At 66.9% G+C, this 19,202-nt stretch carries 20 protein-coding genes and 1 pseudogene; 13 read left to right on the top strand and 8 right to left on the bottom strand.

The window, feature by feature from the left end; all coding sequences use genetic code 11:
- The first annotated feature begins 406 nt into the window (after positions 1-406).
- Positions 407-940: an NUDIX hydrolase gene (locus OG730_RS08085; RefSeq protein ID WP_327303568.1), complete on the top strand. Its 534-nt coding sequence runs from the start codon at positions 407-409 to the stop codon at positions 938-940.
- On the opposite strand, the gene OG730_RS08080 is transcribed toward OG730_RS08085, so the two are convergent.
- The gene (locus tag OG730_RS08080; RefSeq protein ID WP_327303567.1) at positions 910-2,268 is read right to left on the bottom strand and encodes an NsdA family TPR-like regulatory protein; all 1,359 of its coding nucleotides are present in this window, start codon (positions 2,266-2,268) and stop codon (positions 910-912) included. The genes OG730_RS08085 and OG730_RS08080 overlap by 31 nt on opposite strands.
- A gap of 744 nt (positions 2,269-3,012) precedes the next feature.
- On the opposite strand from OG730_RS08080, the gene OG730_RS08075 reads away from it, so the two are divergent.
- The 3 genes from OG730_RS08075 (at position 3,013) to OG730_RS08065 (ending at position 5,250) form a co-directional block, all read left to right on the top strand.
- Complete coding sequence (locus tag OG730_RS08075; RefSeq protein ID WP_157853303.1) at positions 3,013-3,168, top strand: hypothetical protein; 156 nt, start codon at positions 3,013-3,015, stop codon at positions 3,166-3,168.
- A 91-nt stretch (positions 3,169-3,259) separates the two neighbouring features.
- Entirely contained in the window at positions 3,260-4,471 is a 1,212-nt protein-coding gene (locus tag OG730_RS08070; RefSeq protein WP_327303566.1) for a JmjC domain-containing protein, read from the top strand.
- The gene (locus tag OG730_RS08065) at positions 4,405-5,250 is read left to right on the top strand and encodes an aldo/keto reductase (protein ID WP_327303565.1); all 846 of its coding nucleotides are present in this window, start codon (positions 4,405-4,407) and stop codon (positions 5,248-5,250) included. Before OG730_RS08070 ends, OG730_RS08065 begins: the two co-directional genes overlap by 67 nt.
- Here OG730_RS08065 and OG730_RS08060 read toward each other — a convergent pair.
- From OG730_RS08060 to OG730_RS08040, 4 genes are all read right to left on the bottom strand, one after another.
- Positions 5,241-6,098, bottom strand: a complete 858-nt coding sequence (locus tag OG730_RS08060) for a hypothetical protein (protein WP_327303564.1) — start codon at positions 6,096-6,098, stop codon at positions 5,241-5,243. The two genes, OG730_RS08065 and OG730_RS08060, sit on opposite strands and share 10 nt — an antisense overlap.
- A gap of 62 nt (positions 6,099-6,160) precedes the next feature.
- The gene (locus OG730_RS08055; protein ID WP_327303563.1) at positions 6,161-6,559 is read right to left on the bottom strand and encodes a hypothetical protein; all 399 of its coding nucleotides are present in this window, start codon (positions 6,557-6,559) and stop codon (positions 6,161-6,163) included.
- An 8-nt stretch (positions 6,560-6,567) separates the two neighbouring features.
- A complete protein-coding gene (locus OG730_RS08050) occupies positions 6,568-7,032 on the bottom strand; it encodes an NUDIX hydrolase (RefSeq protein ID WP_327303562.1) in 465 nt (154 codons plus the stop codon).
- A gap of 366 nt (positions 7,033-7,398) precedes the next feature.
- The gene (locus tag OG730_RS08040) at positions 7,399-9,030 is read right to left on the bottom strand and encodes a helix-turn-helix domain-containing protein (RefSeq protein WP_327303561.1); all 1,632 of its coding nucleotides are present in this window, start codon (positions 9,028-9,030) and stop codon (positions 7,399-7,401) included.
- Positions 9,031-9,201: 171 nt separating this feature from the next.
- Here OG730_RS08040 and OG730_RS08035 point away from each other — a divergent pair, with 171 nt between their 5' ends.
- The 8 genes and pseudogenes from OG730_RS08035 (at position 9,202) to OG730_RS08000 (ending at position 15,083) form a co-directional block, all read left to right on the top strand.
- Positions 9,202-9,336, top strand: coding sequence for a hypothetical protein (locus OG730_RS08035; RefSeq protein WP_327303560.1), 135 nt, complete (start codon positions 9,202-9,204; stop codon positions 9,334-9,336).
- A 294-nt stretch (positions 9,337-9,630) separates the two neighbouring features.
- Positions 9,631-10,365, top strand: coding sequence for a hypothetical protein (locus OG730_RS08030; protein ID WP_327303559.1), 735 nt, complete (start codon positions 9,631-9,633; stop codon positions 10,363-10,365).
- 46 nt (positions 10,366-10,411) lie between these two features.
- Positions 10,412-11,547: pseudogene (locus OG730_RS08025) on the top strand (IS3 family transposase).
- Positions 11,548-11,668: 121 nt separating this feature from the next.
- Positions 11,669-12,415 carry a hypothetical protein gene (locus tag OG730_RS08020; protein WP_327303558.1) on the top strand — a complete coding sequence of 249 codons (747 nt, stop codon included), beginning with the start codon at positions 11,669-11,671 and terminating at the stop codon, positions 12,413-12,415.
- 157 nt (positions 12,416-12,572) lie between these two features.
- Positions 12,573-12,719 (top strand): hypothetical protein, encoded by a 147-nt coding sequence (locus OG730_RS08015; protein ID WP_327303557.1) that lies wholly within the window; start codon positions 12,573-12,575, stop codon positions 12,717-12,719.
- Between the two features lie 229 nt (positions 12,720-12,948).
- Positions 12,949-13,965, top strand: a complete 1,017-nt coding sequence (locus tag OG730_RS08010; protein WP_327303556.1) for a Mu transposase domain-containing protein — start codon at positions 12,949-12,951, stop codon at positions 13,963-13,965.
- The gene (gene istB, locus OG730_RS08005; RefSeq protein WP_314250970.1) at positions 13,958-14,764 is read left to right on the top strand and encodes an IS21-like element helper ATPase IstB; all 807 of its coding nucleotides are present in this window, start codon (positions 13,958-13,960) and stop codon (positions 14,762-14,764) included. The genes OG730_RS08010 and istB overlap by 8 nt, the downstream gene beginning before the upstream one ends.
- On the top strand, positions 14,754-15,083 hold the full coding sequence (locus OG730_RS08000) for a hypothetical protein (RefSeq protein ID WP_327303555.1): 330 nt from the start codon (positions 14,754-14,756) through the stop codon (positions 15,081-15,083). Before istB ends, OG730_RS08000 begins: the two co-directional genes overlap by 11 nt.
- Positions 15,084-15,128: 45 nt before the next feature.
- Here the strand turns inward: OG730_RS08000 and OG730_RS07995 are convergent, their stop codons facing one another.
- Together OG730_RS07995 and OG730_RS07990 are read right to left on the bottom strand one after the other, a co-directional pair.
- Positions 15,129-15,404, bottom strand: a complete 276-nt coding sequence (locus OG730_RS07995; protein WP_327303554.1) for a hypothetical protein — start codon at positions 15,402-15,404, stop codon at positions 15,129-15,131.
- Positions 15,405-15,986: 582 nt separating this feature from the next.
- On the bottom strand, positions 15,987-17,249 hold the full coding sequence (locus OG730_RS07990) for a competence protein CoiA family protein (protein WP_327303553.1): 1,263 nt from the start codon (positions 17,247-17,249) through the stop codon (positions 15,987-15,989).
- Positions 17,250-18,124: 875 nt separating this feature from the next.
- Between OG730_RS07990 and OG730_RS07985 the strand changes: the two genes are divergently transcribed.
- Positions 18,125-18,340 carry a type I restriction-modification system subunit M N-terminal domain-containing protein gene (locus tag OG730_RS07985; protein WP_327303552.1) on the top strand — a complete coding sequence of 72 codons (216 nt, stop codon included), beginning with the start codon at positions 18,125-18,127 and terminating at the stop codon, positions 18,338-18,340.
- Here OG730_RS07985 and OG730_RS07980 read toward each other — a convergent pair.
- Positions 18,324-19,198, bottom strand: a protein-coding gene (locus OG730_RS07980) for an IS5 family transposase (protein WP_442814855.1) whose coding sequence is annotated in 2 segments (ribosomal slippage) — positions 18,324-18,805 and positions 18,805-19,198 — 876 coding nt in all. Because the reading frame shifts where the segments join, the coding sequence is not laid out codon by codon here. The two genes, OG730_RS07985 and OG730_RS07980, sit on opposite strands and share 17 nt — an antisense overlap.
- Between the last annotated feature and the right edge of the window lie 4 nt (positions 19,199-19,202).

The following is a 19,202-nucleotide window of genomic DNA, read 5'->3' as shown; positions in this document are numbered from 1 at the left end:
TCGAGATCGGCGGATTCGCCTCCGGCGACCACCACCGGCTAGCGTTCGTCCGCTCAGAACCGCGCCCAGGCCAAGTACGGCATGGTCTTCACATGCTCGGATGCTGTGATCGTCGGGGACTCGTTGGAGGATCTTTGAACGGGCCTTGAGGGCGGTGCCCCCATCATTGGTATCGCATCGGGCAAGGCCGAACTTACCGAGGCCGGCGCCGACCTTGTATTCGACTCCCTCGCAGACGTGGCACGGGTTCTGGAGGGCATCGCCGCGCTGACGACGAGCCGTGCCAATGCCGGCAGCTCCGAAGGGCCGCGCCCTTATTCGTCATTATGACGTGAATTTGCCTGTACCCGACCATAGTTCATCCTGGCTCTGCGATGCTGGAGGTCGATCGAGAGGGGCCGCAGCGATGCAGTGGAAGATCCACGGGGAACGTCCGATCTACGAAAACAAGTGGGTGAACCTGTGGCTCACCGACATCGAAACCCCGGACGGTCACCGCTGGGAACACCACGTCGTCAAGCTCCGCCACCTGGCCGTGGCTGCTGTCATCAACGACCGCCAAGAGGTCCTGATGATGTGGCGCCACCGCTTCATCACGGACGCGTGGGCCTGGGAGCTGCCCATGGGCCTGGTGGAGGCCGACGAGACCCCCGGCGAGGCTGCCGCCCGTGAAGTCCTCGAAGAGACTGGCTGGCGTCCCGGCCCGATGAAGCCGCTGATCTACGCCGAACCGGCGAACGGCATCACCGACTCCCAGCACCACCTGTTCCGCGCCGACGGCGCCGCGTACGACGGACCGCCGACCGAGAAGAACGAGTCGGACCGGATCGAGTGGATCCCCCTGGCGAACATCCGCGGCATGATCGACCGCCGCGAGATCGTCAGCAGCGGCTCACTCGTCGGCCTCCTCTACGTCCTGATGGACGAAGGGGCTCGCTGACCCTGCGGCGGAAACATCGCTCGCAGGCGTGCCTCGAAGGCGACCGCGGCCGGCACCTCGCGGTACGGCGCAAGCTGCTCGTAGAACTCGCGAAGGTGCCCGGTCACCCGCTCGGACGACACGGCTGCGGCGGGTACCAGTGCCTCGATCGCCGTGTGGCACGCCTGGTCGAGCTTGCCCCGCTGGAGCTGCGTACGGGCCAACCAGAAGGCGTGGAACGCCCGACCCCGCTGGTTCGCGGGGTCCTCCCGCTCTAGCGCACCCGCGATCAACGGTTCGGCAATCGCCGCCTCGCCGAGACGGCCGTGTGCAATGCCCGTGTCCACGATGAGCTTCGGCTCGTCGAAGTACGTCACCCATGCCGGGTCCGGGTCGTCCGCCTTGATTCGGCCGTACTGACTGTGCGCCTCGGAGATCGCGGTGTGGGTCGCTGTCCGGTCACCCAAGGTCGCGTGGGCGAAGGCCTCACGCATGGCCAGCATGGCCCGGACTCTCGGCGTCGTGCCGATGGCCGCTCGGGCCTGGTCTTGGGCGGCAGACACCAGTGCAAGCGCGTCCGCCGGCTTGTCCTGGTAGGTCGCTTGCAGGCTCATGCACGCCAACACGTTCGCCATGAACGAGTGGTCGTCAATCTCCCGGGCCAGTTGCAGAGCCTCCGAGAAGTACGCGCGAGCCTGGTGGTACTGCCGGGCATCGAAGTACGTCCACCCGGTCAACCGCGCCAGCTCCGCCGCGATGCCGTACAGGCCGTGCTGGATCGGCGCGGGCCGCTGGTCCTTCAGTAGCCCTTCGACATATCGAAGCTGGCCGACGACAGCAGGTCGAAGAGTCTCGCCCCCGTGCTCGTCGTCGCGACGCCAGTAGTCCTCGATCGAAGAACGCAGAGCGTGCAATGTGGATGGGCTCGGGTTGGTCCCGGCGGCCAGGGCCAGGATGCTGTCCACCTCCACGCCCGGTAAGACGCTGAGGAGCTTCGGCTCAACGGGCACGTGACCGAACTCCGGCCGTTCCCGCTCGGCCACGGCCAAGACAGCCGGCGTCTCCCACGTACGGCGGGCAAGCCCGAGCATGTGCCCCGGGATACGCAATCCATCGGCGATCCGCTCGATCACTTCCATGTGGAGGAGCTGTCGCTGACCCGCGATCACCTCACCCACTCGGCTCGGCGTCAGCTCGCACTGCCGCGCGATCATCGACGGGTAGATGCCTGCCCGAGTCTTGACCAGGCGAAAGACCCTCGCAAAGTCGCGCACACGGCACGCGTCGATCATCTCGGGCTCGGTGAGCAGACTTACTGGTAGTTCCTTCGTACGACGTGTCTCGGGCATCGCGCACGCTCCGGAGGAAGACTACGGATCGCTTCAAAGTCTTAACCAACCGTGATGTTACCCAAGTTGGGTAATCCGCTGGGCCTTTCTGGCTCGTCGTCCTGATCGCGATCCTTCTGGACATGGCGCAGCGACCGAGGACGACCGCCTTGAACGATTCGGCGGGCACTCCTGACACAGAGCGAACGGCCCTCGGGGCAACTCCTGACCTGGGCATAGAGCCCCGCGTCCTGATGAGCATCCGGGTATCGCGGGACTCGGGCCGGACATGGTCGCCGCGCTCGCGGGTCCTGGAAGGCGACCCGTTCGACATCCTCTCCAACCCCGGCCGCTACCCACCGTGCGAATGCCCCCGCTGTGGCGGTACCTCGTCGTCGGTCCGTGCCCTTCAGCCGGCATCCATCGCGCCGGGGTCGGCGTAGTGGCCGCCTTCCGACGTTGAAAGCTCCTTTAGAACGGGATTCCCGGGTACGTGGTCGAGCTCCGCGGGGCTGGCGCCAACAGCTCGCCGTGCTCCTCTACGCCGCCGTCGTCACCGTCCTGGTGGTCACTCTGGCCATCGCTGGTGACCCCGGCCGCTGACCGGCAACCGGCTTCCGGCACGAATCCCGCCTTCGCTCGATCCGTGGCCTCGCGCCACCCCCATCTCCTCACCGGCCCGGGAACAAAGGGGCTGGTGAGGCACGCCCCATCGGGGCTGGGCCGGCATCCGTCGGCCCTGGACTTCCAGGAATGGAGACACACATGGCAGCGCAGAAGGAAGACCTGCTGATCGGCGTCGAGAGCCTGATCAAGGTCCAGGACCGCTTCACCGCCGCGGCGGCGGAGTCCGACTCCACCGGCACCTCCGCGGGCGACGACGGCGAGAACCGCGACGGCCTGAACCTCCCGCAGGAGTAGCCCCGCCAGTACGCCACAGCACCACCCGGGGGCTCGTCATCCACGGCGGGCCCCCGGCCTTCACCCGCTATGACGCCGACCGGAGGAACACGTGGACCACCACTTCGTCACCGCACTTGAAAAGGCCCTCGGCTGGGACGGGCCCGGTGCACTCGGAGCCTCTTTCGCCCGGGGAACGATCGGGGACCTTGATCTGCTCGATCGCCTGCTCAATCCCAGGAAGCTGCTGGACCTGGTGATGCGCCGCAGCGTCACCACGCCCCAGTTCCGCATCTTCCAGGACGGGGCCGAACTGCACCCCGGCCGCTACATCCAGCCCTCCGTCACCCGGCGGGGACAGGCCATCCCCATGGCCGACATGCGCCGCGTCGGCGGGCTGATGCGCGAGGGCTGCACCATGGTCCTGGACGAGGTCGACTTCTTCGACCCGGCCATGGAAGCCACCTGCCGTGCGCTCCAGTGGTGGGCCCACGAGCTGGTGCAGGTGAACGCCTACCTGACCACCCAGGACGCCAGCGGCTTCAAGCTCCACTGGGACGACCACGACACCGTGATCGTCCAGCTCGCCGGCCGCAAGAGCTGGGAAGTCCGCGGCACCTCGCGCGAGGTTCCGATGTACCGCGACTCCGCCCCCAATGCCGAGCCCAGTGAGGAAATCGTGTGGCAGGGCGTCATGGAGCCCGGCGACGTGATGCACATCCCGCGCGGCTTCTGGCACCAGGCCACCCGCGACGACCAGGGCGACGGCTACAGCCTCCACGCCACCTTCGGCATCGTGAAGCGCGTCGGCGTGAACTGGCTGGCCTGGCTCGCCGACCAGGCCCGCACGCAGGACCTGTTCCGGTACGACCTGGACCGCTGGAACTCCCCCGGCCAGTGGGAGGGACAGCAGCAGCTCCTGGCCGACGCCGTCGCCGAGATGGCTACGAAGCTGACCCCACAGGACTTCTTCGATGCCCGCGAGCGGGAACGCCTGGCCGCCCGGCATGTCCCGGCCACCGGCCTGTTCGGTAAGCCCGTGGCCGTCGTGTGCGTCACCGACTTCGAGCCCGTGATCGAACAGCACGGCGACATCGTGGACGTCCTCGCTGCGGGCAAGAAGCTTACGTTCGCCGGCAAGGCGTACCCCGCTCTCGCCCTGCTGCTGAGCGGCCACCCCGTCGACATCGCCGTCGCCGCCGAGAAGACGGGCCTGGACGTGGAACAGCTCGCCGACATCCTGCTGAAGGAGGAACTGTGCACGGAGCTGACCCCCGCCTTGTCCTCGGCCTACACCGGTCTCGTCACCACCGCGACATCCTGACGGCCGCACTCGACCTCGGCGTCACCGCCCTGGACACTGCGGCTCCCTACTTCGGCTTCCGCTCGCACACGGTGCTGGCCGAGACGGCCGCCGATCTGCTGCCGAGGTTCACCCTCTCCACGAAGGTGGGCTTCTTCCCGAGCGCTGGAGGTGCGGAGCACTCCCTTGATCCGGTCCGGCTGCGGCTGGCCGTCGAGCGAGCGGCCCGGGAACTCGGCAGGGAACCTGACACCGTGCTCCTCCACAACCCCGAACGGACCCTCGCGGGCCTGTCCACTGCCGATGGCCACGCCCTCCTCGGCAGCGCCTGCACCGCTCTGGCCGACGCCGCCCGCGACGGTCTGTGCCGCGCCTGGGGTGTGGCCTCCTGGGACACCAGGCCGCTCGGCAAGGTTCAGGTGGACGACCTGCCGTCTCCGGACGTCTTGATGGTCAGGGCCGGGTTCCTCGTGGGCATCGACCTCCTCGACGCGACAACCGTCCTGCGCACGGCCTGGCAGGCGGGCGCGACCTGGGGCATGAGCCCCTTCGGTGGCGGCCACGGGAAGGTGTGGGAAGAGTTCGACCCTCGGCCGTTTCTGGGACCGCGTCACGGAGATCTGTCCCGCGTACAGGCGGCGTTCCGGACCGCGTTCCACCTGCCCACCGCCTCCGCGATGGCGGTCGGCACCGACGACCCCAGGCACCTGGCCCAGTTGCTCCAGGCCCTGGGCACGGAGGTGGACACCGCCGCCGTCAGTCAGTATCTCCGCGCCCTCCACTCACACCGTCAGAGCTGAAGCTCGGCCACCAGGCGCTCCGCTTCCTTCCGGGCCGGCGCCAGCAGCGGGTCCTCCTCGTACGCATAGGGTCCGACGATCTTCGACAGGAAGAACAGCGACATCAGCTTGCCGTCCCGGCTCTCCAAGTCCACACGCCGCTCCCGGTGGACACGGTCCGCGAGCCCCGGGACGGCAAGCGCGTTGCCCCACAGCGTTGCGGCGTCCAGACCCCGGGGCGCCATGCCCCAGTCCTCCCAGTCGATGAGGGAGAACTCCGGTCCCATCACGTTGGCCCACGTCAGATCCGCATGAGCCGGCGCCCACCGCTCAATCCGCGTATCGGCCACCCCAGGGAAAACCGTCGCTAGGGTCTGGGTTACCTGCTCCTGCGTGATCGTCACCGTGTCCGGCGTCGCGATCCGCGGCGTCTGCTGTGAGGCAAGCGCGTCCAGCGAAGCGTTCAACGCCTCCCACCACTTGTCCGGCAAGCCCGGGTCTTCGAGCACCAGGGCACCCTTGCCGACAGACGGCGACGGAATCAGCTCCAGCTCATCCGCGCGCCACATCACCGGCTCGCCCGGCTCGCGCCACGCCACGCCCTGGTACCACTCAGGCATCGCCACCCCTTGCAGCACGGCAGCGGCCTCGGTCCCGTTCCAACCCTGCGGGCCGATCCGCTCAAATCCCCGCCGCTCGATGCGCACCCACGTCCCCCGGTCCGTACGACCGCCCAGGGAACGCCGTTTGCGTACAAGCTCTTGCCGGTCCAATCGCACGTGCAGAGCCTCCTCCACGCGCCCCACTACGTCGTCCACCGACTGACGGCGTAGATCCACTTGGGCAGCGACAGGCAGGGAACCAGTCATCACGACCTCCTCGGCGAACGGGCGACCATATCAGGAAGAGCCCCGCCGACACGATCCGTCCGTCAACACGGAGCACCGCAACCTCCCCTGTCGTCGGCCGTTGCAAGAATGGTGCCCGCCTCGCCCACGCCGTCCGCGGTGGACGAGTCTTTCTTGACCGAGGCAGTGGCCGCGCTCACGGCGATCAGCATCGGCATCCCTCGGTCGAGGGGACCGACGCAGCGGGGCTCGAGCGCAGCGGCCTGCTTCTTGGAACTGGTGAGGAGCAGAGCGGTCAGCTCGGCGGTGGTCGAGTGCTCGAACCACCACGCGGCGTAGTCCTCACTGGCGACTCGCTCCCACGAAGCGGCATCGTGCTCGTGAGCGGAGCCGAGTAGCTGGATGCTGGGGGAGCGAGCGCCGAACAGACGTAGCTGCGTGGTCTTGCCGGCGTTGTCCGGGCCGTTGAGGCTGAGGAACATGACGACGGTCAGGAGGCGCTGATCTGGGCGTCGAGCACGGCCGTGATGGCCTCGACGTTGCTGGCCATGAACTCGGCCAGCGCCGGCGGCATCAGGTCGAGCTGCCGGATTGCCACTGCGGTGAACGGTACGTGCACGACCTCGTAGCCGCCCCGCTCGGGCTTGTCGAACTCGGTGCCCGTACGGGCCGCGATGTCCATCTGCTCCAGGCGCGCGGCAAAGATGTATTGAACACCCAGGCCGTCCTCCAGCGAGTCGGTGATCAGGTGCACGAGCTCAGCCTTGCTCAGCTTGCCTCCGATCTCCTCGAACACCTCGCGGTGCAGGGCGTCCTCAATGCTCGCGTCCTCGGCCTCGACGCCGCCACCGACGGTCACCCAGTACGCGTCCCGGCCGGGCTTGGTCCGCTTGATGAGAACGAGCTCGTCGCTGTCCAGAAGGATGGCCCTGGCGTTGCGCTTGGTGATCGTCATCTCCGGTACCTCTCTAGGGTGCGTTCACGGTCGTTGCTGATTCACCGATGGATTCGTCGATGAAGGGCGTGCTGAGTGGCCCATCGCAGCGGATCGACGACGGAGCCGCACCATTCTTTTGCTCAGTTGGAAGCCGAGGAGCGTGGGCTCGGGGAGAGGCTTGAGGCCGGGTTCCCGTTGCTGGAGCCTCGGCCGGTGGATCCGCTCGTGTACTGCGACATGACCACGACGGCCGATAGGAAGCGGACGACCGCTCCGGAGCGGGTGGCGGAGATCGTCGGCGTCTGGGGAGGCGCTACGCGCTGGCCCCTGCGGCTGGGGTCAACGAGGGCATGGCGTGCTGGTACGGGGACCGGCACGCCAGATTTACCGCATCGCGGCGCTCAGGTGCGGTCCGATGTAGCCAATGATGATCTTGCCTGTAGCGCCCTTGGCGTCGTCAAGGAAGTACAGACGCGGAGACACAGCGGTTGCACGGTCGATGACCAGGCCGGCCTTCATCACCGCCACTCCTGACGGGGCCACTGACGTCGGCACGGGGAAGATATGCGGAGTCTTCATGTCCCTGGAGACGGCGACCTGCTTGACAGGCCAGCCCGACGCTCCGGCCGGCCCGGCCTTGCAGTAGTCGTAGAAGGTGCCCTTGAAGCCTTTCTTGGCTTCGTGAGCGTAGGAGTCCAGCGCCTGCAAAGCATGCCAGGTCTTCGCCGCCCAGACTCGGGCTCGGGGATGCTGACCCAGTCCGGCGGCGACGGCTGGGTCCGCTGTGACCATAAGACCAGAGAAGGCGTCGAGGCGTTGCCAAAGCTCTTCGTACGAGGAAGGCTCGCGTTCGGGATCCTCCGTGACCACGGCGTCCTCGTGGCGGCCAGCCTGGTACAGCTGCGAACGTAGCAAGGCCGCCTCGGCGCGGGCTCGGTCGGCCTCCTCCCTGGTGTTGAGTGCCTCTTCCAGGTACAGGAAGGATTCTTGGCGCGCCTCTTCGAGTTGGGCTCGGAGCACGTCGAGGGACAGGTCCCCGGTCCAGTCCGTTGTGTCCCTGGCCGCTGGTGCAATGGCCGTGTCCGGTGCGTCCATCCTGGTGACAGAGTTATCCGGGATCGAGGCAGCGGGTCCGCCGATCACTTCGGTGCTGATCCGGTCGATGGTGTCGGTGTCGGTGTCATTGATCGCCTCGGCGCGTGCAAGAGCGGCGTCGAAGTCGTCCGCCTCTGCATCACGACTGTCTGTACGGCTGGCTTGGACCGGGACGGTCGGGCGGGGGAACTTGTCGTGCGCTGAAGGGTCGTCGCCACTCAGACGGCCGAGTTCGTCGGTGAGCTCCTCGATCTGCGCTTGGAGGCGGGCGGCGAGATGTTCGGCTTGGCGCTTCTTCTCCTCGGCCCGCGCCGCCTGCGACAATGCCTTCGCTTGCTGGGCACGGGCTCGATTCAGTTTGTGCTCGGCGGCTTCCAGCGCCTCACGCCCCGCACTCTGGGCGAGCTGGTCACGGTCTTCGCATAGGACGCCGACCCGCTCGTTCAGCTTCTGGATCATGCTCAGCAGCACCCAGATCAGGCGGGCGGAGTTCTCGACGGTTTGTCGCAGCTCAGCCTGCTGCTCCAGCGCACGGGTGAGCCGCTCGTAGGTCTCGATCTGCCGCGTCTGCATCGCAGCGATACCGGCCCCTGGCGCCTGTGACGGCACCCGGGGGGTGCTGGTGCGGGGCGGGTGCCGAGTGTCGGACAGCAGCTTCAGCGCCTCCGCTTCGCGGCGTTCCCGCAGATGCGGGGGCACGGTGGCCCTGATCAGGGCGGTGACGAACCGTTCGGGCGGGATCCGCCCACTCAGGTGGGTGCCAACCATGCTCTTGGAGTACCCGACCTCGGGTGCCAGAACGGCCAGAGTCTTCCCGGAGGCGTCCACCTGCGCCCGCAGGAAGATGGCGAGGCGGCGGGCTTGATCGTTGCCCTGCTGGATCTCTGCCCACCTGCGGCCCTGTTTCCTCGGCTCTGCCACCCAGTCCCCAGCCCAGTTGCTCCCTGCATTGTCCGGCCTGTCCCGGACAACTGCCCTCCTGTCCGGAACTTACCTGCGATGTCCGATCCACGGGGTCCGTACAAAGCAACTCGCCGCCATCGTCTGCCCAGCAGCCACCTCGCGTGGTCCCAACCGGACGAAGGACTAGCCATGAACGACATCCTCTCCATCGCAGCAGACATCCTCACCGTGATCGGCGCCTCGCTCACCATGACCCTCGAGGTCCGCCGTGCCCGCCGAGAGGCTCGCCAGACCCGTCACGACGACGAGAAGCAGGAGGAGTGACCCTCACTAGCTTCGACGGGTCCCGGCAGCCGCCTCGGCCGGGCCCGTCGTTGTTCCTCTGCGACTCGCGGCTGCTAGGGAGAGGCTCCGCGACGGCGAGACGGGGCTCACCTGTAGTACGCCTGCGTCCTGCGTGTTCGGCTGGCGCGGATCGCCCCGGCTGTCGAGATCGGTCACGGTCTACTTAAGGTGACTGCGCCTTGTGGGTGATGCTGTGCCACCATGCTGCCCCGGTTTCAGCGTGAGAGGGCCACCCTCATCGCACTGAATGCACGAGCGGGATGAGGGGACTCCATGCAGCAGTTGTATGTCGTCGGCTTTGAGGTAGAGAGTTTGGACGGCTGTGACACGACGTCCGTCTTCTACCGGCTCCTGTCTCACATGGAGGAGCACCTCTCTCCAAGTACGACTGGTTTGTCTGCGGCAGGTTTCATGGCCGGCAAGGGCGAGGTCGTGATTCCTGGATACGGTCCGGGGCGGCCCGCTCAGCACGTGAGCTGGGTCCCGCTTACTGGCAGCGACAGCGCACATGCCCTGCGGATGGAGATCGAGCAAGAGCTCCCCAAGGGGGGCCGGTTCGTTTGCCAGTTGACCTCGTCAGTGTGTGATGGCAGGACCGGGTTCCGCGTTGTAATGGGGCGGAAGAGCGGTGGCCTGCTCGCTCCCGCGACAGTGGAGGAACTGAAGCCTCCTCGCGCCCTCAACGCGATCATGCGCGATCCTGAGCTTCGCCGTACGGACGGCTCTGACACCGTCAACGCCACTGTGACGCCAGTCCTTGCCGCCCAAGTTCCCGCGGTTCGTGAGCATCTGGACAGCCCACAGCGGCGCCTGCCAGTCCTCGCCGTCTCATCGATCCGGATGATGGGGCCACCGGATGCCTTCGCCCGCAAGGCTGCCCGCCGCCTTGCAGGTCTGGCCCATGTGGTGGTTGTTTCCGGCTGGCTGGCCTTCGACTCTTTCAACGCAAACCTGGAGCGGAACCTCCTACCCAGGGACGGCGCACGGGTCTGCCGCACGATCGGGTGACATCTGAACTGGCTTGCCCTGTCGGGTAGGTGGGAAGGATGTCGCTGTGCCCAAGCCTTATCCCCAGGAGTTCCGCGAAGACGTCGTGCGGGTCGCGAGGAACCGCGGTCCGGGCGTCACGGTCGAGCAGGTGGCCGCCGACTTCGGCGTCCACGCGATGACGTTGTGGAAGTGGATGCGCCGCGCGGACATCGACGACGGCGTGAAGCCCGGGACGACGAGCCAGGAGAGCGCGGAACTGAGGGAAGCGCGTCGGCGGATCAAGCTGCTGGAGCAGGAGAACGAGGTCCTGCGGCGGGCGGCGGCCTATCTGTCGCAGGCGAACCTGCCGGGAAAAGGATCTACCCGCTCGTGAAGGAGCTGGCCGGCGACGGGGTGCCCGTCACGGTCGCGTGTCGGGTGCTGAAGCTCGCCAGACAGCCCTACTACCGCTGGCTCGACGAGCCGGTGACCGCAGCCGAGGTCGAGGAAGCCCATCGCGCGCAGGCGCTGTTCGCCGCGCACCGCGACGACCCGGAGTTCGGCTACCGCTTCCTGGCCGACGAGGCCCGCGACGCGGGTGCAGGCATGGCTGACCGCACCGCCTGGCGGATCTGCCGGGACAACCAGTGGTGGAGCGTGTTCGGCAAGAAACGCGGCCGGGCCAAGAAGGCGGGCCCGGCGGTCCACGACGACGGCCCGAACCGCCTGTGGCTCACCGACATCACCGAACACGCCACCGGTGAGGGCAAGCTGTATCTGTGCGCGGTCAAGGACGCCTTCAGCAACCGCATCGTGGGCTACTCCATCGACGCCCGGATGAAGTCCCGCTTGGCAGTGACCGCCCTGGACAACGCCGTCGCCCGGTGACAGAGCGTCGCCGGATGCATCCTGCACAGCGACAGAGGATCACAATTTCGCTCTCGGAAGCTCGTCCGGGCCCTCGGCCACCACCAGATGGTCGGCTCGATAGGAAGAGTCGGGGCGGCCGGCGACAACGCGGCCATGGAGTCCTTCTTCAGCCTGCTGCAGAAGAACGTCCTCGACCGACGCACCTGGTCCACCCGCGAGGAATTGCGGATCGCGATCGTGACCTGGATCGAACGGACCTACCACCGACGCCGCAGACAAGCCGCCCTCGGCCGCCTGACCCCCGTCGAATACGAGACCGTCATGACCACGTCGGCTCTTCAGGCCGCGTGACTGAACCTGTCACCCAACGCTGCATCAGACCCCACGTCTGTACTGGCCCACCCCTGATGCCCGCAATCCATGGTGGGGTTCCACCGAACTCTGCGGCGACCATGAAGCACTCCTACGCACGATGATGCGGCTTCTCGCTCCGCTTAGCGTTGTCGCGCGAGGCAGGGACCGCCTCTGGGACGCAGTCCGCTCAGCCGAGACAAACTCCATCCTCGAAAGCCTTGCAGGGGAAGCTGAGAGCAAGCAGGTCGCTCTACTGGTGGCCAAGCTGGAGGAGGAGCGAAGTCAGACACTCGAACTTCTCGAAGCAAACGAGGAGATGGAGAGCAAGATCGGTCGGCTAGAGATCGACGTTGCGAATCTCGAAGCCCGCCTGAGTGCCGAGCCTTCCCCGCTGCCGGCGGAGCCAGCGGAGGTGGAAGGCCACCCAGCCACAGGCAGTCCCGACTTCTCCTCTGACTGGGACCGGTGGACCAAGGAATCTTTCGGAGCTCTCGTCTTCACCCCCAACGCGAAGGCTCAGTGGCGCAAGTGCTCGTACAAGGACTTCGAGCGAATGAGGGAGGCTCTGGACTCGCTGGCCGCTCTCGCCAAGGCGTGGAAAAAAGAGAAAAGCACGGTCGGTGACTCGCTGGTCTCCTGGATCGGCAACCAGACGTCCTTGACCTATGCACCTGAAGACGAACCCTTGCGGATCAAGAAGCTGCACGAGTTCAAGTTCGAGGAGCGTGTCTGGGACCGGCAGCCCCACATCAAGCTCGATGACCACACGACCAAAGACCGGGTAGGGCGGATCTACTTCGCCATCGATGGCGACGGGTACCGGTGGGTTGTCGACCACGTCGGATTGAAGCTGTACGGCCTGTAACCGCACCCTCTCGCCATCGAGCAGGGGTGATGGCGCTCTTTGAACCTCCCCAGGTGCCGCTCTTGAGGTGGCCAAACCTGCTCAGGTGATCTCCCCACCCTTTGCGTGATCCTTCTCGGCGTGTCGAACTGGTGCCGGCGTGTCGTGGAGAGCCTGCGTGAGCACAGAGTCCGGCCTGTTGAAGGGCCCCTGGATGCTCACCTGGGAGGAAGACGTGGACGCTCACGCACTGCGTCGCCAAGGCTGGTCGATCTCGGCGATCGCCCGGCACCTGGGGCACGACCGCAAGACGATCCGCGCCTAACGGCGAGCGAGTCTCCGGATATCGCCGCCAGTCGCCGGACGCGTTCATGCCCTTCCTGGAGTACTGCCGCCAACGGCTGAGCGACGACCCGCATTTGTGGGGATCGACGCTCTTCGACGAAGTCGTGGAACTCGGTTATGCAGGCGGATATTCCACCTTCACCCGGGCCCTGCGGCGGTACAAAGCACGTCCCCATTGCGAACCCTGCCGGGCGACGAGCGGCCGAGACGTGGCGATCATCGCGCACCCTCCGGGCGAAGAGATCCAGTTCGACTGGGTCGAGCTCCCGGACCCGCCCGCGGAGTGGGGCGTCGGCGCCAACGCACATCTCCTCGTCGGCGCTCTGGCTCACTCGGGCCGGTGGCGAGCCGTGCTTGCCGAGGCAGAGACCTTCCCGCACCTGGTGCAGTCCATCGACGCTGTGCTGCGGCGGCTGGGCGGAACGGCCCGCCGTTGGCGGTTCGACCGGATGGCCACCGTCTGCCACCCACCGACCGGACGGATCCTGCCGACCTTCGCCGCCGTCGCGAAGTACTACGGAGCCGGCGTCGATTTCTGCCCGCCCCGGCCGGGCAACCGCAAGGGTGTCGTCGAGAAGGCCAACCACTCAGCGGCTCAGCGCTGGTGGCGAACCGTCCCGGACGGCATCAGCATCGAGGCAGGTCAGAGCGGTGTCGACAAGCTGGCCGCGCAGATGGACAGCCGCAAACGCAAGCTCGACGGAGCCTCCACCACCGTCGCCGCGCTCGCCGAAGGCGAACCGCTGCTGGACTTGCCGACCCGGCCGTTCCCCGCCGAACTGGAGCAGACCCGCGTCGTCAGCCCGCAAGGACTCGTCTCCTTCGCCGGCAACCGCTACTCCGTCCCGCCCGGCCTGACCGGCGCCCACGTCACGGTCAGGATCCGTCTCGGCGAGGACGACCTGCATGTCGTCACCGCCGGTCGCGCGGTCATTGCCCACCACCGCCGGGCACCGGACGGAGCCGGCCAGACCGTCCGGGACGCCGGGCACGTCATCGCCCTCGAACGAGCGGTACTCGCCTCGTTCTCCGACAAGGCTCCCTGCCGAACCAAGGTCCGCCGGCCACCATCCGCCGCGGCCCAGGCGGAAGCCGAAAAGCTTCGCGGCCGACCTGAATCGGACGTCGCGAACCGGGTCGTGATCGACCTGGCCCGCTACGCCGCCGTCGCCGACCGGCTGCGGCAGGCCCCCACCCACGAAGACCAGGAGCGCGAGAGTGAGTGACACCATGCCGATGAGCGAGGCCCGCCGCTACCAGCAACTGCGAGGACACCTGTCCTATCTGAAACTCAACGACGCCGCCGAAGCCCTTCCCCGCGTCCTGGACCAGGCCCGAGCCGAGCGGATGACCCTCACCACCGCCCTGGAGAAGCTGCTCGAGATCGAAGTGGAGGCGACCGAGGCCCGCAAACTCTCCTCTCGACTGAGGTTCGCCTGCCTGCCAGAACCATGGACCTTGAACGACTTCGACTTCGCCGCCCAGCCCGGCGTCGACGAGAAACTCATCCGCGACCTGGCCACCTTGCGGTTCCTCGACAACGCCTCCAACGTCCTGCTGGTCGGCCCGCCCGGCGTCGGCAAGACGATGCTGGCCGTCGCACTCGCCCGCTCCGCGGTAGATGCCGGCCACCGCGTCTACTTCACCACCGCCGCCGAACTCGCTGCCAAGTGTCACAAGGCCGCACTCGAAGGCCGCTGGTCGAGCATCATGAGGTTCTTCGCCGGACCCCGACTGCTCGTGATCGACGAACTGGGCTACCTCCCGCTGCCGGGCGACGGCGCTTCAGCCCTCTTCCAGGTGATCAATCAGAGGTATCTGAAGTCGAGCACGATCCTCACGACCAATGTCGGTATTGCAGATTGGGCAGGCGCCTTCGGCGACGCGACCGTCGCCGCGGCGATGCTCGACCGGCTGCTTCACCGAGCCGCCGTAGTCGGCATCGATGGCCCGTCCTACCGTCTCCGCTCGCACCAGTCCCACTCCGACAACCTCCGCAAAGGGGTGACCGGACGTGCTGGTTGAGCGCCGGGCCTGCCCCATCTGCTGGACCCAGTTCCAGGTCAACCCCCAGGCAACCCGCCATACCTACTGCACCCCCCGCTGCAAGGCCGAAGCAGCCAGGCGGCGACGCCGTGAACGCGATGAAGCCATCAATACAGCGGAAACCGACGTGGTCACGCGGCAGTCGCCGGCACCCACACCCCTGACGCCCACAGCTATCCGCAACTGCCCGCACTGCGACAAACCCGTCACCATCGTCGCGCTTCTCGCCACCCCCGAGGCCGCGCGGCCCACCATCCCCGCAGCAAGTCCCGACGTCATCCCCATGCGCCGCAGCTGAGCGACCGCACGTCACTGACCTTGTCGGCCCCCGGCGGCGGCAGGGTCAGCCGGCGTTTCCGAACGAGGCGCCGATGTTGTTCCACATGAAGGCGTCCTTCCAATCCGGGCGCCCCTTGGCCCAGCCGCTCAGGGCGACGATCACCTTTTCCTGGGAAATCGTCCGGGTCTGGTAGTGCTCTGCCGCCGTCCCGTCACGGAACTCCAGCTGATAGGTGTTGTCATCCCTCAGCCACACCTGCACATACCAATCACCGGCCGCCTCTTCGTCGACTCGCTCGACGATCACGAAGGCGTTGCCCCGGCCGAGGTTCGCCACCATCCGGCTCAAGGCCGTGGGCCCCGGATTCCTCACCTGACGACCGTGCTCGTCTCTCACTTGAAGCATGGCCCGATCATCCCCCACAGCTCTGACACCCGTCGAAGAGCAGCCGCGTCACGCCTGCGCTCGCTCCCCACGTTCCCCAGTTGGTTCACTCCGTGAACCAACTGGGGCGAAGAGTAGCTCTGAGGAAAATTCGGGATCGGCATCAGGGGGCTCGGTAGCTGAACGTCGGTGCGGCCTGACCGGACGGGATCCCCAATCCGGCAGCCTCTGCCGGCATAGCGCCGAGGCAGACAGGACGCTCGGGCGGTCTCAGGTCTGGTCTCGTTCACCCTCGCCCGGTGCCGTCCGGACGAGGCTGACCCAAGAGCTCCGCCGCAGGTCAGGACGGGTGCGGACCTCGACGGACGGGCGTACGAATATTTGGAAAGCATGTTGGGGGGGCAACTAACCCTCACGAGTTTGAATCTCGTATCCTCCGCACGCGCCCGCCAGAGCAAAACGAAGGACCCGACCACATCGCCGGTCGGGTCCTTCACTGTTCCGTAGTTGCGGTTGCCCTCCGCTGTGGCTTCGGAGCTAGCGGTCGTTGAGGACGACGCGGCACACGCCACAGAACATGGCAGCGTCCCGCCCGTACCTGCGCATTAGCTGGCCACACTCGGCGCATGGCCCGAGCTCCCACGGTGGGCAGCCCAGCGCGGCGGAGGCAGCGGTCCGCTCGACGGCAGTGATCAGCATCGGGTTCCGGGACCGCTGCGCTGGCATCCGGGGGAGGGTGAAGCCGCCGGTGGGCTGGCCGAGATCGCGGATGGGCCGGGCGTCGCTGACGAACCAGCCTTCATGGCCAGCCCGGCAGGTCCGGTCTATCTCCTGTTCTGCGAAGGTGATCTCGTCGTCCTCTTCCTGCGCCGGGGAACCGGGGAGCGGTTCCTTCTCGCCGATCAGCTCCCGCCACCGCTTGCAGTCAGCCGAGGGCACCCACATGTGCCGTCCAGCTCGGCCGCTGCCGCGGTTGGGGACGTATACCGGCACGCTCTCCCCCGTAGCGCTCTCTAGTACGAGGTCTTCGAGGTGGACCGCCTTCTTCTCCGGCTCGCAGAGCGCAGGCACGAACCAGTCGGAGTGAAGACCGCCACAATGACCGGCGCCGTCGGACAGCAGGCAGTGCCGGTCGCTGCTGGGCACGCACTTCCACACCTGGAGGTAGCGGTACCCACCGCGGATCACCATCTCCTTGCCTCCGGCGATGTCCTTCCACGGCATGTCGTCCACGCGGGCCCAGGGCGCGCGGTCGATCAAGGAGGCGGTGCGGTCCTTGGCCACCCACAGGGGCGTGATGTCGTGCTGCACGGCGTTGACCGAGCGGCGGTGCACGCTGCTGGGGCTGAGGTGGTGGTACTGGATCTCCCAGCCGATCCGTATGCCCCCGGGACCGGTGACGAGGGCGTCGGAGATGCTACGCCGGTTCGCCGTGGGCACCTCCGCTTCGGCGCCCAGGCCGTAGCGCGAGGCGGTCTCGACGATCCGCTCCTTCGAGGCCTTGTGCTGCTCACTCTCCGCTGGCGTCGCCTTGTGCGTGATCGGCAGGTGCGAGGCGACGAGTGGCCGACGGCCTCCGACGCGGCCTCGGCGGATGAACATCCACGGAGACTTCCCGCTGGTCTCAGACAGGCATTCGCGCCCGTCACGGTAGGCGACGCATTCGAGCAGCTGCGGATCGCGGTCGGCGACGCTTGCGGTGATCTCCCGCACCAGATCGGGACGCCCAGGATGACCGAGGTCGGGCAGGGACAGATTGATCTCTATGTAATATCCGGTGTGCCACACGCCATTGGCCATCCGTCCACGATACGAGCGTCAGCTGACACTCCAACAGATCGCGTGTTCAAGGCCGTTGGTGGTGAACTACTAAAGGGCGGACGCCCCGCTTCAGTGAACTCGGCAGGCGCTCGGGTAGATCGCCAGACCTCGATCACGGACGCGGATGTCGGACCGAGTGACTACAGTTCTGAATCAGAGATAAGGGAGGGCGGTGTGCCTGTCGGCGGCAGTGATCATTTCACGCGCATCGTGACACAGCTCACAGAGGGGTTGCCGGATCTCGCCGACCAGCTGAAGCAAGAGGTCCGGTAGGGCCGAGTGGCTTCCGAACAGCGGCTGAAGCAGGAGGGGGAGTGCGAAGAGCGCCAGCCGACTGGCAGAGGCCGAGCTGCCGCCCCTTGGTAAGACTGACATCGCCGTGCACCCGTACACCGATGACGAGCGCGTCGAGCTCGTACGCTCAGCCTTGTTGACGCTTGCCGAGACCATGTACGCGTCGCGCGAGGCCGCACCGGACATCGCTCCAAAGCGAGAGATGGAGCTGACGATCGAGTTCGGCGATCCGGCATTGGAGCCGCTCTCCTCCCTCGACCTGAAAGCGGAGACGGAGCCTGCCCGGGGTCGTCCTGAGGATCGGCAAGAAGATCAGCAAGAGGGGCGTCTGGCTACTGATGGCCGCGTCGTTTGTTTGGGTCGTTTGCCGTATTTCGTGGTCCGGGGGAGGGATATCGTTGGTGAGCTGGCCGCACAGGGAGCACGACGCCCCGCATGTGTTCCCCCGGCAGGTCACGCCAGGCGTGTACATGGCGGGCACGCCCGAAATAGGGTGACCCGCAGCATCACCACGGCCTTCGGGTCGCCACCCTTTGAAGAGCAAGGACACCCCCCGACTGATGGCAGTGACCCAGCAGGAGATCGAGAACCGCTTGTGGGACGCCGCCGACGAGCTGCGCGTGGCGATGCCCGAAGCGCAATACTCCTCGGTCGTCTTCCCGCTGATGTTCTGGAAGTACCTGTCGGACACCTGGGAGCACCACCACCAGGAGTTCCTGGCCGACAACGAGGGCCTAGGGCCTGTTGTGAAAGTGCTGGTCACAGCCATTCGTTGATGGCTGCGACCAGCACAGTCGCTTCGTAGCGGACGGCGAGTTTGTCGTACCTGGTGGCGACGGCTCGGTGGCGCTTGAGGCGGTTGATCCCGCACTCGACCGCGTGCCGCTGCTTGTAGTCGTCTCGGTCGAACTTCGGCGGCCGACCTCCGTGCGAGCCGCGTCCCAGCCGGTTGCGGACCCGGTCCGCCGGGACCGGGATCGTGGCCTTGATCCCGCGTCTGCGCAGGTAGGAGCGATTGCTGCGGGAGTCGTACGCTTTGTCGGCCCGCACTCGGTCCGGGCGCTTGCGTGGCCTGCCCAGGCCGAGCCGGGGCACCCGGATCGCTTCCAGGACCGGCTCGAACTGCGGGGAGTCGCCCCGTTGCCCGGCCGTGATCACCACGGACAAGGGCTTCTGTCCCTGCTCGACGGCAAGGTGAATCTTGGTGGTCAGCCCGCCGCGGGAACGTCCGATGGCGTGGTCGGACGGCTCAACGAAGACTCCGCCGGGCGGTTCCTTCTGGAGATCCCCCTTTTCGCCGCCCCGGCGGCGTGCTGGTGGGCCCGGCAGACGGTGGAGTCGACGTTCACGTCCCAGGTGATCAGGCCTTTCGCGTCCGCCTCGGCCTGGAGCCGGGTGAGGATCCCGGCCCAGGTTCCGTCCCGCTGCCAGCGTCGGAACAGGTCGTAAACCCGGTCCCAGGGCCCGTATCTTTCGGGCACGTCCCGCCACGGAGCACCGGTCCGGGTCCGCCACCGTATGCCGTCTATCAGCTGCCGGCGCGTCCACACCTGCGGCCGGCCCGACTTGATGCCCTGCGGCAGCAACGGCTCAAGCCGGGCCCACTGCCCGTTCGTTAGATCTCCACGTCCCACAAGA

This window comes from Streptomyces sp. NBC_01298 (genome assembly GCF_035978755.1).
Lineage (GTDB): Bacteria > Actinomycetota > Actinomycetes > Streptomycetales > Streptomycetaceae > Streptomyces.
Note: the sequence above shows the minus strand (reverse complement) of the source record. Positions and strands in the feature narration are given on the sequence as shown.